The organism is Micromonospora sp. NPDC023737, from assembly GCF_040639715.1.
Classification (GTDB): Bacteria; Actinomycetota; Actinomycetes; order Mycobacteriales; family Micromonosporaceae; genus Micromonospora.
In genome coordinates, this window is the sequence record NZ_JBFAAL010000022.1 from 45856 (window position 1) to 60572 (window position 14717).

13 protein-coding genes and 1 riboswitch are annotated in these 14717 nt (G+C 72.3%); of the genes, 6 read left to right on the forward strand and 7 right to left on the reverse strand.

Features of this window, described 5'->3' with window-relative positions; all coding sequences use genetic code 11:
- Positions 1–28: 28 nt before the first annotated feature.
- From AB0F98_RS29090 to AB0F98_RS29105, 4 genes are all read left to right on the forward strand, one after another.
- Positions 29–1420, forward strand: coding sequence for an extracellular solute-binding protein (locus AB0F98_RS29090; RefSeq protein ID WP_357741859.1), 1392 nt, complete (start codon positions 29–31; stop codon positions 1418–1420).
- The gene (locus AB0F98_RS29095; RefSeq protein WP_357741862.1) at positions 1417–2376 is read left to right on the forward strand and encodes a sugar ABC transporter permease; all 960 of its coding nucleotides are present in this window, start codon (positions 1417–1419) and stop codon (positions 2374–2376) included. The genes AB0F98_RS29090 and AB0F98_RS29095 overlap by 4 nt, the downstream gene beginning before the upstream one ends.
- Positions 2376–3242: a carbohydrate ABC transporter permease gene (locus AB0F98_RS29100; RefSeq protein WP_357741865.1), complete on the forward strand. Its 867-nt coding sequence runs from the start codon at positions 2376–2378 to the stop codon at positions 3240–3242. The genes AB0F98_RS29095 and AB0F98_RS29100 overlap by 1 nt, the downstream gene beginning before the upstream one ends.
- Positions 3243–3364: 122 nt before the next feature.
- Positions 3365–3970 carry a class I SAM-dependent methyltransferase gene (locus AB0F98_RS29105; RefSeq protein WP_357741868.1) on the forward strand — a complete coding sequence of 202 codons (606 nt, stop codon included), beginning with the start codon at positions 3365–3367 and terminating at the stop codon, positions 3968–3970.
- A gap of 74 nt (positions 3971–4044) precedes the next feature.
- Here the strand turns inward: AB0F98_RS29105 and eccB are convergent, their stop codons facing one another.
- Positions 4045–5430 (reverse strand): type VII secretion protein EccB, encoded by a 1386-nt coding sequence (gene eccB / locus AB0F98_RS29110; RefSeq protein WP_357741871.1) that lies wholly within the window; start codon positions 5428–5430, stop codon positions 4045–4047.
- Positions 5431–5544: 114 nt separating this feature from the next.
- On the opposite strand from eccB, the gene AB0F98_RS29115 reads away from it, so the two are divergent.
- On the forward strand, positions 5545–5886 hold the full coding sequence (locus AB0F98_RS29115) for a hypothetical protein (protein ID WP_357741874.1): 342 nt from the start codon (positions 5545–5547) through the stop codon (positions 5884–5886).
- A gap of 47 nt (positions 5887–5933) precedes the next feature.
- On the forward strand, positions 5934–6650 hold the full coding sequence (locus AB0F98_RS29120) for a spermidine synthase (protein WP_357741876.1): 717 nt from the start codon (positions 5934–5936) through the stop codon (positions 6648–6650).
- Positions 6651–6686: 36 nt separating this feature from the next.
- Here the strand turns inward: AB0F98_RS29120 and AB0F98_RS29125 are convergent, their stop codons facing one another.
- The 6 genes from AB0F98_RS29125 to AB0F98_RS29150 all read right to left on the reverse strand — a co-directional run bounded on the left by AB0F98_RS29125 (position 6687) and on the right by AB0F98_RS29150 (position 14624).
- A complete protein-coding gene (locus tag AB0F98_RS29125) occupies positions 6687–8498 on the reverse strand; it encodes an acyl-CoA dehydrogenase (RefSeq protein ID WP_357741879.1) in 1812 nt (603 codons plus the stop codon).
- A gap of 231 nt (positions 8499–8729) precedes the next feature.
- The gene (locus AB0F98_RS29130) at positions 8730–9482 is read right to left on the reverse strand and encodes a dienelactone hydrolase family protein (protein ID WP_357741882.1); all 753 of its coding nucleotides are present in this window, start codon (positions 9480–9482) and stop codon (positions 8730–8732) included.
- A gap of 147 nt (positions 9483–9629) precedes the next feature.
- Complete coding sequence (locus AB0F98_RS29135) at positions 9630–10268, reverse strand: TetR/AcrR family transcriptional regulator (protein WP_357741885.1); 639 nt, start codon at positions 10266–10268, stop codon at positions 9630–9632.
- 363 nt (positions 10269–10631) lie between these two features.
- A complete protein-coding gene (locus tag AB0F98_RS29140) occupies positions 10632–12431 on the reverse strand; it encodes a ricin-type beta-trefoil lectin domain protein (protein ID WP_357741888.1) in 1800 nt (599 codons plus the stop codon).
- Between the two features lie 163 nt (positions 12432–12594).
- Complete coding sequence (locus tag AB0F98_RS29145; RefSeq protein ID WP_357741891.1) at positions 12595–13434, reverse strand: tetrahydrofolate dehydrogenase/cyclohydrolase catalytic domain-containing protein; 840 nt, start codon at positions 13432–13434, stop codon at positions 12595–12597.
- Between the two features lie 23 nt (positions 13435–13457).
- Positions 13458–13537, reverse strand: a riboswitch (ZMP/ZTP riboswitch).
- A gap of 85 nt (positions 13538–13622) precedes the next feature.
- Complete coding sequence (locus AB0F98_RS29150) at positions 13623–14624, reverse strand: hypothetical protein (RefSeq protein WP_357741894.1); 1002 nt, start codon at positions 14622–14624, stop codon at positions 13623–13625.
- Between the last annotated feature and the right edge of the window lie 93 nt (positions 14625–14717).

The window sequence follows — 14717 nt, forward strand, 5'->3', positions numbered from 1 at the left end:
GATGTACCCTTCGAGAGGAGTGCCGCCGATGTCATTCACTCCGATGCGGACGCTCACCGCCACCCTGGTCCTGGCACTCGCCGGATCCACCCTGCTGGCCTGCGGCGACGACGGGACCGACAGCAACGACAAGAAGATCACCGTCTGGAGCCTGGAGGACGTCGCCGACCGGGTCACCGCCACCAGGGCGATCATCGCCGACTTCACCGCGCGGACCGGGATCCAGGTCGAGCTGGTCACCGTCAACGAGGACCAGTTCCCGTCCCTCATCGCGTCCAGCGCCGCCGCCGGGGAACTGCCCGACGTGGTCGGCTCCGTCTCGCTGGCCGGCATCCGCACCCTCGCCGGCAACGAGCTGCTGCACGCGCGCGCCAACGGCGAGATCGTGCAGACGCTCGGTCGGCAGACGTTCTCCCCCCGGGCCCTGGAGTTGACCGCCGACGACGGTCGTCAGCTCGCCGTCCCCAGCGACGGCTGGGGTCAGCTGCTCGTCTACCGCAAGGACCTCTTCGACGCGGCCGGGCTCCCCGCGCCCGACACGTACGAGCGGATCGCCGCCGCGGCGGCCCGGTTGAACACCGGCGGAATCGCCGGCATCACCGCGGCGACCGCGCCCGGCGACGTCTTCACCCAGCAGACGTTCGAACACCTGGCGCTCGCCAACGGCTGCCAGCTCACCGACGACTCCGGCGCCGTGACGCTGGACTCGCCGCAGTGCGTCGAGGCGTTCCGGTTCTACGGCGACCTGATGCGCAACCACTCGGTCAAGGGCGCGCAGGACGTGGACACCACCCGGGCCACGTACTTCGCCGGCAAGGCGGCCATGCTGATCTGGTCACCGTTCGTCCTCGACGAACTGGCCGGGCTCCGCGACGACGCCAAACCGACCTGCCCGCAGTGCGCGGCCGACCCCACCTTCCTGGCGAAGAACAGCGGGTTCGTCACCGCGATCAAGGGCCCGAACGGCTCGCCGGCCCAGTACGGCGAGATCAGCTCCTGGACCGTGCTGGACGGCGCCGCCGCCGACCCGGCGAAGAGTTTCGTCGAGTACCTGCTCGGCGACGCCTACCCACGCTGGTTCGGCATGTCCCCGGAGGGCCGGTTCCCGGTACGCAAGGGCACCGCGGACGAACCGGAGAAGTTCCTCACCGCCTGGAACTCCAGCCAGGCCGGGGTGGACGCCAAGAAGCCGCTCGCCGAGGTGTACGGCGACCAGGTCCTCGACGACCTGCGCACCAGCCCGGACACGTTCCAACGCTGGGGGCTGACCCAGGGGCAGGGCAAGCTCGTCGGCGCGATCCTCGGTGAACTGCCGGTGCCGAAGGCGCTCAACGACGTGATCGCCGGCAAGTCCGACGCCGCAGCGGCCGCCGGCCGCGCGAAGAAGGACGTGGAGGCGATCAAGGCGGGCGTCAATTGACCACCACCGCACCCGGCACCGGCCGCTCCCCCATCCGGGAGCAACCCGCCGGCCGGCGACCGCGCCGCCCGTTGACCCTGCGCAGACGTGAGTCCCGAGCCGGACTCGCGCTGGTCGCGCCGACCCTGCTCGTCGTACTCGCCGTGATCGGCATCCCCATCGTGTGGACCGTGGTGCTCGCCTTCCAGCGGGTCCGGCTCGCCACGCTGCGCCGCACCGGCCTCTTCGGCGAATTCACCCTGGACAACATCGAACGGGTGCTGCACACCCCGGGCTTCGCGGACACGCTGGTCACCACTCTGATCTACAGCATCGGCAGCACCGCCGGGTCGATCGTGCTCGGCCTGGTCGCGGCGCTGGTCGTCCGCCGCCCGTTCCGGGGCCGCACCCTGGTACGGGCTTCGATGCTGCTGCCGTACGTGGCGCCGGTGGTCGCCATGACCTTCGTCTGGCAGGTGATGCTCGACCCGCAGCTCGGCATCGTCAACCACTGGGGTCAGCGGCTGCTCGGCTGGGACACGGCCGTGCCGTTCCTGTCCCAGGAGTCCACCGCGCTCGCCACCGTGATCGCGTTCGAAGCGTGGCGTTACTTCCCGTTCGCGTTCCTCTTCCTGCTCGCCCGCCTCCAGGCCGTGCCGGGTGAACTGGAGGAGGCCTCCCGGGTCGACGGCGCCACCCCCACGCAGCGCTTCCGGCACATCCTGCTCCCCCAACTGATGCCGGTGATCGCGCTGCTCGGCGTGCTGCGCTTCATCATGACGTTCAACAAGTTCGACGACGTCTACCTGCTCACCGGGGGCGCCGCCGGCACCGAGGTCGTCAGCATCCGGGTCTACGAGTTCCTCACCGCGCGTACCGACATCGGCGCGGCCGCGGCGCAGGCGGTGGTGCTGGCCGTGGTGCTCGTCGTGTTCGTCCTGATCTACCTGCGCTTCTTCGCCCGGAGGGTGGACTGATGGACCGCGACCGGGTCGAGACGGTAGGACTGCGCTGGCTGCGGCGGCTGGTCATCGCCGCGTTCCTGCTGGTCACCGTCTTCCCCTTCTACTACATGCTGGTTCTCTCGCTACGTCCGATCGAGCGGCTCCTGCTCGACCCCGGCGCGCTGGTGGTCGGCCTCGGCGAGCTGACCGTCGGCACGTACGCCGAGGTGCTCAAGGCCACCGAGGACGGCGGCCAGGGATTCCTCGCCTTCATCCGCAACAGCGGCCTCGTCGCCCTCGCCGCGACCCTGCTCACCCTGGTCGTGGCGATCCCCGGCGCGTACGCGGTGTCCCGGCTGCGCTTCTTCGGCCGCCGCCAGGTCGACTTCCTCTTCCTGGCGGTCTACCTCTTCCCGTCCATCGTGATCGCCATCCCACTGTTCGTGGTCTTCACCCGGGCGGGGCTGCGCGGCTCGCTGGTCGGACTGGTGCTGGTCTACATCTCGCAGACGCTGCCCGTCTCGGTCTACATGCTCAAGAACTACTTCGAGACCATCCCGGTCAGCCTCGAGGAGTCCGCCGCGATCGACGGCGCCGGCCGGCTCGGCATCATCCGCCGAATCAGTCTCCCCCTCGCCGCCCCATCGATCATGGCGGTCGCGCTCTACGACTTCATGATCGCCTGGAACGAGTTCCTGTTCGCGTTGCTCTTCCTCGTCGACAAGCCGCACCGGTGGACGGTGTCGCTGGGTCTTGCGCAACTGGCCGACGGGGTGGAGGTGCCGAAGACGGTGCTGATGGCCGGCTCAGTGGTCCTCACGCTGCCCATCGTGCTCCTCTTCTTCGCCACCGAACGCCTCCTGACCGAAGGCCTGACCAGCGGCGCCGAAAAAGCCTGAACCTCAGACGGCACGCACTTTCACGGAAAGAGTGCCCATCTCACGCGGGATGGCCACTCTTTCCGTGAAAGAGGGCCCAGACTGCGTGAGGGGGCGGGGATGGGGCTGGTTACGGTAACGGCATGGGAAGCGCGACGCGTTGGGAGACAGACACCGGGCCCGAGCACTCGCAGTGGTACATCGACCGGTTCCGCCGGCTCGCGGCCGAGGGGGCGGACCTGACCGGCGAGGCTCGTCTGGTGGACGCGCTGGTGCCGCCCGGTTCCCGGATCCTCGACGCCGGCTCGGGCACCGGCCGGGTGGGTGCCGCGCTGGCCGCGCGGGGTCACACGGTGATCGGGGTGGACGCCGATCCGGCGCTGGTCGAGGCCGCCCGGGCCGATCATCCCGGCCCGCGTTGGCTGCTCGGTGACCTGGCCGAGCTGGACCTGCCCGCGGTCGGCGAGGCCGAGCCCTTCGACGCTGCGGTACTGGTCGGGAACGTGCTCACCTTCGTCGCGCCGGGCACCGAGCAGGAGGTGCTGCGCCGCCTCGCCGCACACCTACGTCCCGACGGTGTGCTCGCGGTCGGCTTCGGCACCGACCGCGGCTACCCACTGAACGACTTCGACGCCGACGCGGTCGCCGCCGGCCTGCGGCTGGAGCACCGCTTCGCGACCTGGGACCTGCGCCCCTGGCGTGACGACGCGGACTTCGCCGTCACCCTGCTGCGCCGCCCCGCCGACTGACCTGGGCACCGGCCCGCCGACCGAGGAGCAGACGAACGCGGCCCATCGGCTCGGGCTGGACAGCTTCCGACCGGTCAGCCCGGCGCGGCGACGGCCCGCGCCGCCGTCGGGTCGAGCGTGGCCCCTGCGGTCACCAGGCTCACCACGCCGGCCGGCAGCCGGGTGGGGCGCACGTCGCGGTAGCCGAGCATGGCCAGCGCCTCGCGGTCGGCCACCACGTGCCGCCGCCCCAGGTCGGTCACGATCGACACCGCCCCGCCGGTGGCACCAGGCGCCGCGACCGCCTCGACGACGGCGCCCCGGCCGGGCCGCACCACGACCTGGTCGGCGCGCACCGCGCCCCCCGTCGCGACCGAGCGAGGCGCGGCGGCGGAGTCCGGCGCGCGTACGCCCACCCGAAGCTCCGCCACCCCGGCGTCGTCGCCCACCCGGGCACACAGTCCGCCCCCGTCGACGCTCGCCAACCGTGGTGGCACCGCGGGCGGGGCGGCCGGACCGGACGGAACCAGGCCGGCCACCTGGGGCAGCTCGGCGAACCGGCCGAGGGTCAGCGCTTCCGCCTCGCCCTGGCCGGTACGCGCCAGCAGCAGACTCGCCTGCAACTCGGTGATCCCGGCCAGCCCGTCGCGGACGGCCACCGCGTACTGCCGGCCCCCGCCGGAGTTCCGCACCAGGTAGACGTCGCCGATCTCGGCACCCGGTACGCGGGCGGACCGCTGACCCAGGCCGGGCAGCGCCGGCGGCGCGAGATCGGCCCCGGCCGGCAGCGTGTTGAGCAGCGCGGCCGCCACCGGCACGGCCCGCGCCCGGGTGGTGGCCAGCGCGGCGAGCACCCGGGCGGAGTCGCGGACCAGGTAGCGGCGCGCCTGCCACAGCAGGTGCAACCCGCCGTCGGGATCCCGCGCCAGCAGCGCCTCGTCGCCGAGCTGCCGGCCCCCGCGCGGCTCCTCGCCGATCAGCAGCACCGAGCGCGGGACGGTGCGGTCGACGTCGGTGGGCGTGATCGAACAGACCGTCCACGGGTCGTTCGCGAGCCGGGCCGGCGCGGGCAGCGAATCCGGAGCGTCGGCGATCCCCAGCGGCAGGCCACGCGGCACGCCTTCGATGGACCGGCGGGACACCAGCACCGTCCTCGGCTGCTCGGCGCCGACGATCAGCAGCGCCGAGGCGTAGTTGAGGACGGGGTGCAGCTTCTCGTCCCGGTAGACGTACCGGGCGCCGGACTCCTTCTCCACGATGACCGCGCCGGTGTCCCGCCAGTTGCTTCCGCCGCCTGCGAAGAGCCCGTACAGCGCGAAGCCGCCCAGCCCGATCGCGGCGACCAGCACGCTGGCCAGCGCGGCCCCGGCGAGCCGCCGGAACGGCGACTGCGCCGGATCGGTCTCCCGCATGACCAGCGCGGCGACGGCCCGCTGGACGGTGAACTGGTACGAGTGCAGCTGGTCCTGCCGCGACGGCATGACGTCCCTTCCGGTGCTCGCTCGGGGCACAGGATATGCGTTGCGTCGATCTTCCGTGAACCTTCGGTAACGCACGCCGCCGCCTCGGTGGTGTGGTGCCGTACAGTCGCCGCCGTGAATCCCTCCGACGGCGGCCGGCCGTGGCAGCGTCCCGACCGCAGCGATCCGGTGCTCCCCGGGCCGGCGCACGGCGCCGCGGCGCTGGCGCTGCTCTGCGCGGTCGTCACCCCGGCGAGCTGGCTGGCCGTCGCCACCGGCGTCTCGGCCCTGGGCGACCCGGAGGTGCCGCGGGCCGCCGGCCAGGTCTGGGTCGCCGCCGTGGCGGCTTTCGCGTCGCTGGCGACCGGCACGCTGCTGGTCCTGCTGCGCCGGAGTCCTCCGCTGCGCCGCCCGGTCGGCGCGGTCGCGATCGCGATGACGGCAGTGGCGGCGGCGTGCGCGCTCGGGGTCGGTTGACCGAACCCGGGTAGCATCCCGCACTGAACCGGCGAGAAGAGGACTGTGTGGGCGCGCGCTTCGAGGAACTGGCCTGGCGGGAGACGCCGATCGGCCTGATCAGCCTGCGCCGGCGCCGCGACCCGGCACTTCAGGTCGAGGTGTACGAGGTCAAGCTCGACGACGAGTTCCTGATGTCCAGCCTCTTCCCCGTCGCGGAGATCGAGCTGGCCCGGCTCGGCCTGGCCCCGCTGGGCGGCGGCGAGCTGGAGGTGGTCGTCGGTGGTCTCGGTCTCGGCTACACCGCGCGCACCGCGCTCGCCGACGACCGTGTGCGGTCGCTGATCGTCGTGGAGGCGATCGAGGACGTCATCGACTGGCACCGGCGCGGCTTGCTGCCGTTCGCCGCCGGCCTGGCCGACGACCCGAGGACCCGTCTCGTACGGGCCGACTTCTTCGCGGCCGTCGAGGGCGACGGGTTCGACCCGGACCGGCCGGAGCGTCGCTTCCACGCCGTGCTGCTCGACATCGACCACTCTCCGCGGCACGTGCTGCACCCGCGGAACGCTGCGTTCTACACGCCGGCCGGGCTGCGGCGGCTCGCCGGTCGCCTGCACCCCGGCGGGGTGTTCGCACTCTGGTCGGACGATCCGCCCGACCCGGCGTTCGAGGAGGCCCTCACCGAGGTCTTCGCCACCGCGCAGGCACACGTCGTGCCGTTTCCCAATCCGCTGACCGGTGGTGAGTCGACCAACACGGTCTACGTCGCCCGTCGCGAGGCCTGACCGCGAAGGCCCTGCCCGGGCAGGGCGGTCGCCCGCTCAGAACCAGGTGTCGCGCATCTCCAGGGTGGTCCGGTCCAGGCTGGCCAGCAGGTCGAACTGCGGACCGGTGCGGGGCAGCTCGTACCGGAAGAACCAACGCGCGGCGTGCCGCTTGCCGCTGTACAGGTCGGCGTCCGGCGCGGCGGAGCCGGCCGCCTCGACGACGAGCAGCTGTTCCAGCCACATCCAGGCGATCACTACGTGACCGGCCGCCTCCAGGTAGACGGTGGCGTTGGCGAGCGCGAGCTGTGGGTCACCGGCGCTCCAGAGCCGCCTGGTGACGTCGGTGAGCCGCCGCACGACCACTGCGAGCTGCTCGGCCAGCTCGGTGGTCTCGCCACCGATCTTCCGGGCCCGCTCGACGGTCGTGCCGATCGTCTCGGCCAGCGCGGCCAGGCCCGCCCCGTCACGCAGGGTGACCTTGCGGCCCAGCAGGTCCAGCGCCTGGATGCCGTGGGTGCCCTCGTGGATCGGGTTGAGCCGGTTGTCGCGCCAGTGCTGCTCGACGTCGTGGTCGCGGGTGTAGCCGGCGCCGCCGTGCACCTGGATGGCCAGGTCGTTGGCGGCGAGACACCACTGCGACGGCCAGCTCTTCACGATCGGGGTGAGCGTGTCGAGCAGCAGGTGGGCGCGGGCCCGGTCGGCCGGCTCCGGGGCGCTCTTCTCCTCGTCGAGCAGCCGCCCGCTGTAGAGCACCAGCGCCAGCGCGCCCTCCACGTAGCTCTTCTGCGCGAGCAGCATCCGTTTCACGTCGGGGTGGGCGACGATGGGCACCTGTGGTGCCGTCGGGTCCTTGTCGGCCAGGGGCCGGCCCTGCGGCCGCTGCCGGGCGTACTCCAGAGACTTCAGGTAGCCGGTGTAGCCGAGGGCGGTGGCGCCGGCGCCCACCCCGATCCGGGCCTCGTTCATCATGTGGAACATCTGCGCCAGCCCTTGGTGCGGCTCGCCCACCAGGTAGCCGACGGCACCGGCCCGGCCGGCCGGGTGGTGCGCGCCGTCGCCGAAGCTGAGCAGGGTGTTGGTCGTGCCCCGGTAGCCCATCTTGTGGTTCAGGCCGATCAGCGCGACGTCGTTGCGTTCGCCGGGCTCGCCGTCCGGGCCGAGGAGCAGCTTCGGCACGATGAACAGCGATATCCCCTTCACCCCGGGCGGGCCGTCGGGACGTCGGGCCAGTACCAGGTGGACGATGTTCTCGCCCAGCTCGTGCTCCCCACCGGAGATCCACATCTTGGTGCCGTACAGCCGGTGGGTGCCGTCGGCCTGGGGCTCGGCCCGGGTGGTGATGTCCGCCAGCGAGCTGCCGGCGTGCGGCTCGGAGAGGCACATGGTGCCGAAGAAGCGTCCCTCGATCATCGGACGCGCCCAGGTGTCGATCTGCTCCGGGCTGCCGTGGGCGAGCAGCAGGTTGGTGTTGCCGAGAGTGAGCATCGGGTACGCCGAGGTGGCCACGTTCGCGGCCTGGAACCAGGCGAAGCAGGCGGCGGCCACGGTGTGCGGCAGCTGCATGCCGCCGACGGAATCGTCCAGCGTGGACGCCAGCAGGCCGGTCTCCGCGAACACGTCCAGCGCTGTGTTGATCTCGGGGATCAGGCGTACCTGCCGGCCGTCGAAGGTGGGCTCGTCGAGGTCGGCCGCCCGGTTGTGCGGGGCGAAGTGTTCGGTGGCCACCCGCTCGGCCAGTTCGAGCACGGCGTCGAAGGTCTCCCGGGAGTGCTCGGCGTAGCGGGGGCGGACGGTCAGCCGGGTCACGTCCAGCCAGTCGTACAGCAGGAACCGCAGATCGCGCCGGGAGAGCAGGGTGGACGGCACGGGTCTCCTCTCACGGGTCGCCTGCGGGACCTTCGGCGGGCCGGGTGGTCGTCGCGCAGTACGACGCTGATCGTCCCCGTCATCCTGTCCGATCGGGAGGCCGGGCGCATCACCCGCCGACGGCCGGAGGATGCCCCTCGTGCCTCTGGGCTTAGGTGTTCGGCTCAGCGGTTCAGCATCCTGAGCACTGTGCCGGGCCCGACCGGTCGGGCCCGGCACTCGTTCCGTGGCTCAACGGCCGAACGTGCGGTCGAGCAGGTCGAACATGGCAGCCCAGTGCCGCTTCTCGGCGGCCTCGTCGTAGGCGGCGGTGTCGGACATGGTGAACCCGTGGGGCGCGCCCTCGTACACCTCGGAGCGGTACCGGACGCCGGCGGCGTCGAGGGTCCGCTCCAGGGTGGCGATCTGGTCGGCGGTCATCGAGTGGTCCTGGTCGGCATGCGCGAAGTAGAGCTCGCCGGTTACCGAGCCGACCCCGAGATGCGGGCTGTCGGCGGCGTCGGTGACCACTCGGCCCGCGTGGAAGCTACCCAGCGCGGCGATCCGGTCCGGGTACGCCTCGATGGCCCGCAGCGCGTTCATCCCGCCCATGCAGTAGCCCACGATGGCGACCGGCCCGGCCGCGACGTCGTCGCGTGCGGCCAGGTAGTCCAGGTACGCCGCGGTGTCGCGGGTGACGACCTCCGGGGTCAGCGCGGCCATGTACGGGCCGATCTTCTCGAAGATCTTGCCCCGCTGCTCCGCGTCGCCGAGCATCGAGAGGTCGAACAGCGGCGACCGGCCGGCCCGGTAGAAGAGGTTCGGCACCAGCACCACGTACCCGCGGGCGGCGATGGTCTCGGCCATCTCGACCATCCGGGGCCGTAGCCCGAACGCGTCCATGAAGACCAGCACGGCCGGGAAGGGACCCTCCCCGTCGGGGCGTACGAGGTAGGCGTCCGCCACCCCGTCGCTGGTCTTGACGTCGACCGTCGTCGTCTGCACTGCAGCCTCCTCGCACGTAACCGTGGTTCCGCCGCAGAACCTACCGGCCGAATCGTTGCCCTCCGCAACGACCCGGGGAGTTCACCCGGCCCGGCTCACCGTCGGCCCGCTCTTGGGACCTGATCCCGGAGCGGCCACCCGCCTGGATCACCCGGTCACCCGGCCGTCGCCCGCTGCGCGGAGGGCACCGTGCAGGAGGAGCTCCACCAGTTCCCGGTTGGACAGCTCCGAGGCACCTCCGCCAGCGAATCGGCCCCGGCCGCCCACGAACGTGAGGAACACCTCGGTCACCTGCTCGACCGGTAGGCGCAGCGCCTCCCGCTCCGGCTCCAGCAAGGCGGCGACGGCGTCCCGGGTCTCCGCCTGGCTCGCGTCCCGGCCGGCCGACCGCTCGCGCGGCGCCTCGCCTCGCCGCCGCGACCGACCGTGGCCGGACGCGTGCAGGGCGCCGAGCACCGTGCCCATCCGTCCGAGATGGGCCTCCAGCGCGTCAGCGGCCTCGACCAGCCGGTCCGCCAGCGGCTGGTCCAGCGGGATCGAGCGGAGTTCACCCAGCACCGTGGCCGGGTCGAGTGCTGCGGCGACCACGGCGTCGAGCAACTCGTCCTTGTCGTTGAAGACCCGGAAGATCGTGGCCTCACCGATGCCGGCCATGCGGGCCACCTGGGCCGTGGTGACGCTGGCACCGTGCTCCGCGACGAGCGGCAGCGCCGCCCGTACCACGGCTTCTCGTCGTTGCTCCGGACTCATTCCCGGCGCGCGTCGCCGGGCAGGCGTGTTCGTCATACCTCGAAACGTACGGAGTGAGTACTCACTCCGCAACGGATTTCCGACCGCTCCCGCGACGAATCGCGGCCCGGCGACTCGATCCACGCACTCGAAGGAAGGGACGGTGTGACGTACTGTGGCACGAGCGCGTCCGGCCGCTCGCACCGCGGCCGGACGCGCACATTCTCAGACGCCGGGCCGGCCTGCCCACGTGCCAGTCGCCCTGCCGGACGGCGAGGCTGCCGCGCCTCCGGGATCAAACCCGCTCGCCCGGGGTCGGCGCACGAATCCGGTCACCATCGCGGCAAGCCCTTCGACAAACCAACGGCGAAGGGGGCGCAGCCGAACGACTGCGCCCCCTTCTTCGTGCCGCGACCCGACTCAGCGGTGCCACTTCTGGTTGGAGGTGCCCCCGCAGGCCCACAGCTGCAACCGCGTACCGCTGCCGGTCTGCATGTCCTTGGCGTCGACGCACTTGTCGGCACGCTTGTTCACCAGGTCATGCGCCTGGTTCAGGTTGAACTTCTGGGCAGAGCTACCGGTGCAACTGCTCAGCAGGATCTTCGCGCCGTCCGCCGTCGACCCGCCCGCCACCGTCATGCACCGGCCGAACGCCCGGACCGTCCCATCGCTGTAGAACGTCCACCGCTGGTTCGGGCCGCCGTTACAGGTCCAGATCTGCAACTGCGGGTTGCTCGTGTACGCGCCGTCGGTCACGTCGATGCACCGGTCGCTGCCGTACCCGATGATCGGGCCGGCCCCGCTCACCGGCTGCGGCCCCGGGTTCGCCGGCGCGGTGCTGGTGTGCGGTTTCGGGGTCGTCGCCGGTGGCGGCGGCGCGGCGGTCTTCGTGCCGCCGGGCTGCGCCGGTCCCCCGGTGGCCGTGCCGCCCGGAACCGGACCACCCTGCGCCGGCCGGCTCGGCGTGGCCGCACCGCCCGGACCCGCGGGCGAGCGCGACGGAACACCCGCGGACGCCGTCGGGCGGGGCCCCGGCAACCGGGAATCACGCTGGTAGCTGCTGGTGTACGCCTCGGTCAGCGCGACGAACCTGCGCACCGCCGGCGAGTCCGGCACGCCGCCGGCCCGCTGCACCGCCTCCGGTCCCCACTGGAACGCGGCGAGCGCCTTCTGGTACGTGTCGCCCTGTCCCACCTGGCCGACCTCCCGGACCAGCCGGCACATCACCGCACCGAGCGCCCCGATCGCCTGGTGCGGATCCCACGGCGAGGCGGTGGCGGAGTTCGGGGCGTACCGCGCCCACACCTCGGGGTTGAACTGTGCGATGCCCTGCGCGCCGTTCGAGCCGAACAGGTTCGGGTTGAACGCCGACGCCGCCATCAGCTGGGCGGCGACCCGCGTCGACGGCACCGCCGGACAGACCTTCCCGGCGGCGAGGATCGCCGGCAGGTAGGCGTCCGGCACCGGCATCGCCGGCGTACCCGCGCTCGGTTCCACCCCGCCGACCGGACCCGGGGACCGGGTCGGGTTGCTCTGGGTGAACTCCGGCTGGCGCGCGTACCAGCCGGCGTAGCCCGCCACCACGCCGACGTACCGCTCGGCCTCGTCCGGCACGCCGCCGGCGTCACGGACCGCGGACAGCCCGGAGCGGTACGCCGCCAACGCCAGCTGCCACCGGTCACCGTTCGGGTCGGTCTGCCGTACCTGCCCGGCGAGGTCGCACATGTAGTGCGCGAGCGCGACGATGTTCGCCTCCGGGTCCTCCCGCCGCGCGTCCGCCCCCGGTTTCCACTCGTCCCACACGGCGTCGGTCAGGCCGGCGACACCCGTACCGCCGCCCTCGGTGCGGGCCGCCGGATCGAACCCGGACGCGGCCATCACCTGCCCGGCGAGACGAGCCGGGGTCAGCGTCGGGCAGGCCAGCGCGGCGGCGGAGATGGTCTGCACCTGGCTGGCCGGCACCGGTTGGCCGGTCCGCACGTCGTCGGCGGTGGCGGCGCCGAACCCGGACACGGCCGCGACTCCGGCCGCCGCGGCCAGCGCGAACACCGCGCCCGCCGCGACGCCCCGCCGCAGCGGAGTGTCCAGCCGCGCCCACCCGCCGCGCAGCACCCGCCCCGCCGGGGACGGCGGCGTCAAGCCTCGTCGAGCACGACGGGACACGTCGGTGAGCAGGCTGCGCAGCTTCGACGAGCCACCGGCGCCGGGCGTGGGTCGCATTTCTGTTGTTCCTCCCTGCGTACCGTCTCCGCATGCATGACGGTGCGCCGGCCCGGCTGGTTCACCCGCCGCCCGATCTGTTTCCGCCGCCTGCCGGTCGGCGGCGGGGCCGGTCCGCCGCCGACTCCGGGCCCCGGTACGGCCGGCTCGCACCGGCCAGGGGTCAGCCGTGCAGTTCGGCGGCGTCCACGGTCTGCGACAGCAGCATCGCGATGGTCATCGGCCCCACCCCGCCCGGCACGGGAGTGATCAGGCTCGCCCGGTCGGCGGCGGCCGCGAACTCGACGTCGCCCACGTTGCCCGGGTTGTAGCCGGCGTCCACCACCACCGCCCCCGGCTTGATCCACTCGCCGCGCACCAGCTCCGGCACGCCGGCCGCGGCCACCACCACGTCCGCTTCCGCGACGTGGGAAGCCAGGTCGACGGTGCGGGAGTGGCAGTACGTCACCGTCGCGTCCCGCGCCAGCAGCAGCATCCCCACCGGCTTGCCGAGGATCGCGCTACGCCCCACGACGACCGCCCGGCGCCCGCGCAGCGGCACGTCGTACGCGTCGAGCAGACGCATGATGCCGGCCGGTGTGGCGGACACGAATCCGCGCTCCCCGAACGCCATCGCCGCGAACGACGCCCCGGTCACCCCGTCGACGTCCTTGTCCGCGACGATCGCCTCGAACGCGGCGCGCTCGTCGATCTGCGCCGGCACCGGGTGCTGCAACAGGATGCCGTCCACGGTGGGATCGGCGGAGAGTTCCCGCAGCACCCCCACCAGCTCCTCCGTGCCGACAGAGGCCGGCAGGTCCACCCGTCGCGACTCGATGCCCACCGCCGCGCAGCGGTTCACCTTCATCCGCACGTACGTGTGCGAGGCGGGGTCGTCCCCGACGAGGACCGTGGCCAGGCACGGCCGCCGTCCCTGCGTACGCTCGAACGCCGCCGCCCGCTCCGCGGTCTCGTCGAGCAGCTTGCGGGACAGGGTCTGCCCGTCCATCAACGTCGCGGTCATGTCCGGCTCCTCACCCTCGTGGTGAGGAGCACCCAGGCGGACGATGCTCCAGCTGACAGCGCTCCCCGGTGGTTAGCCACCCTCGCCAGTCGCGCAGCTCCAGGCTACCAATGGGCGACCGGACCGCCCAGCCGCAGCGCCCCGCCGGTGTCACGCGTCGTCCACCCCGGGCATCGCGATTCGAGGCGTCACACCCGCGCCCGCACTTCGTCGCGCTGCCGCTCGCCGATGGGCGACGCGGACGGCCGCCGCGCGGCGACGACCACCGCGGCGGCCGCCACGAGGGTGAACACCGCCACTCCCACGAAGGCGATCAGTGTCTGCCGATCGAGGCGGGTCAACGGCAGGCCCCGCTTCGCCTGCCAGGTGAGCACCACGAACACCCCGGTGTAGCCGAGACCGGCGACACCGACCAGCCGGGCCCGTACCCGTTCGTCGCGGAGCCAACCGTGACGCGCCGCGAGTACGCCCAGGATCGCGGTGATGAACAGCAGCACCTGGATGGCGTGCAGGCCGACGAAGTGCGGTACGCGCAGGTCGCCACCGGTCGTGCTCCAGTGGGTGAGGAACATTCCGTTGCCGTCGGGGTCGCCGATGCCGTGGCCGCCGTTCATGGATACCGGGTCGCCGTTGGCGTCGGTCACCGTACGGGCGCTCGCGGAGTTGCTGAGCCACAGCGCGACGACCATGCTGGCGATGGCGAGCCCGAGTCCGGCGCGCAGGGCGCGGGACATGGCACGGTCGCCGGTGCGTTGGATCAGGACCAGCACCGCGATGATCATGGTGATCAGCAGGAGCGGTGCGACGCCGATGTTGAACACCGTCCGCACGGTTTCGGCGACCGGCTCGTCGTTGTTGTTGAAGTGGCTGACGGTGCCGTGCGCGGCGGCGTAGGCGACGGCACCCACGTCCAGCAGGCCGGCGACCGCGAAGGCGGTGCCGAGCCACCAGCCGAGACGTCTGCCCCTGCTCAGCCTGCTGAGCAGCCACGCGAGCGTCAGGCCGTACGCCCCCATCGCGAAGCCGAACTTCATCGGCTTCACCCAGATCGATTCGCCCATCAGCAGGCGATCGTCGACGAACAGACCGACGGCGGAGACCAGGGCCAGGGTGAACATGAGCGTCGCGTTCGCCACCAGCGGGCGGTGCCAGCCGCGCAGGGCGTTGAGGCATGTCGCGAGGACGGTCATCGGGTGCTCCATACGAGGATCAGCCGGCCGTGCCATGTGGACGGACCGGCTTCGGACGATGCTGATCTATCCACCAGCCTCGCTGTCCGCGCA

What these genes read in the sequence shown, in the direction of transcription:
- AB0F98_RS29090 (WP_357741859.1), top strand. Translation starts at nt 29, where the DNA reads ATGTCATTCACTCCGATGCGGACGCTCACCGCCACCCTGGTCCTGGCA.
- AB0F98_RS29100 (WP_357741865.1), top strand. Translation starts at nt 2,376, where the DNA reads ATGGACCGCGACCGGGTCGAGACGGTAGGACTGCGCTGGCTGCGGCGG.
- AB0F98_RS29105 (WP_357741868.1), top strand. Translation starts at nt 3,365, where the DNA reads ATGGGAAGCGCGACGCGTTGGGAGACAGACACCGGGCCCGAGCACTCG.
- eccB (WP_357741871.1), bottom strand. Translation starts at nt 5,430, where the DNA reads ATGCCGTCGCGGCAGGACCAGCTGCACTCGTACCAGTTCACCGTCCAG.
- AB0F98_RS29135 (WP_357741885.1), bottom strand. Translation starts at nt 10,268, where the DNA reads ATGACGAACACGCCTGCCCGGCGACGCGCGCCGGGAATGAGTCCGGAG.
- AB0F98_RS29140 (WP_357741888.1), bottom strand. Translation starts at nt 12,431, where the DNA reads ATGCGACCCACGCCCGGCGCCGGTGGCTCGTCGAAGCTGCGCAGCCTG.
- AB0F98_RS29145 (WP_357741891.1), bottom strand. Translation starts at nt 13,434, where the DNA reads ATGACCGCGACGTTGATGGACGGGCAGACCCTGTCCCGCAAGCTGCTC.
- AB0F98_RS29150 (WP_357741894.1), bottom strand. Translation starts at nt 14,624, where the DNA reads ATGACCGTCCTCGCGACATGCCTCAACGCCCTGCGCGGCTGGCACCGC.